The following is a 757-nucleotide window of genomic DNA, read 5'->3' on the forward strand; positions in this document are numbered from 1 at the left end:
GGAAATTTCAGCGTTTTGGCATTACTCAACAGCTATTCGCGCTGAAGAAGCCGATCCTGATAAGCGATGCCACCAGTCAGTACCTTCAGACCGCTCAATCAGCACCCTCGTGAATGAGGCGGGATGAGGTGATCAAGCTGTTGCCTTATCTGCGTCATATTCAGGCGTGCAGCATAGCGATTACCGGCAACCCGGCTTCTACGCTGGCGACCAGTGCGAATGTGCATCTGGATGTCTCGGTCGAGAGAGAGTCCTGCCCGAATAATCTGGCCCCCACTACTTCGACTACTGCAACCCTGGTAATGGGGGATGCGTTGGCAGTGGCGTTGATGAATAGACGCGCGTTCATGCCGGTCGATTTTGCTCGCTTCCATCCAGGTGGGTCACTCGGACGAAAACTGTTGACCAAGGCCATGGAAGTGATGCACCAAGTTCGTTTTCTAGCTTGTACGGCGCCATTCGCTGAGGTAGTGCATGAAATCAGTGAAGGCCGGCAGGGTATCGTTTGCGTTATTGATGATGCCGGACAGATGGTCGGTGTTGTCACCGATGGCGATCTGCGTCGCGCGATAGAGAAGCAAGGCCAGACCGAGCATCTGACCGCCAATGACATCATGGGGAGAATGCCGGTTGTAGTGGCACAGTGAATCTGGCCACCTGACTTTGAGTGTATGATGGCTCACAGAGACAATCAGGTGCAGATGATGACGAAGAAGAGAACGTTTAGCCCGGAATTTCGCTTGGAAGCGGCCCAGCT

General features: G+C 53.8%; 1 protein-coding gene. It reads left to right on the plus strand.

Features of this window, described 5'->3' with window-relative positions:
• The first annotated feature begins 128 nt into the window (after positions 1–128).
• A complete protein-coding gene (locus R3F72_RS18575; RefSeq protein WP_332780484.1) occupies positions 129–647 on the plus strand; it encodes an SIS domain-containing protein in 519 nt (172 codons plus the stop codon).
• Positions 648–757: the final 110 nt, after the last annotated feature.

The organism is Salinicola sp. 4072, from assembly GCF_036663415.1.
Taxonomy (GTDB): Bacteria; Pseudomonadota; Gammaproteobacteria; order Pseudomonadales; family Halomonadaceae; genus Salinicola; species Salinicola salarius_A.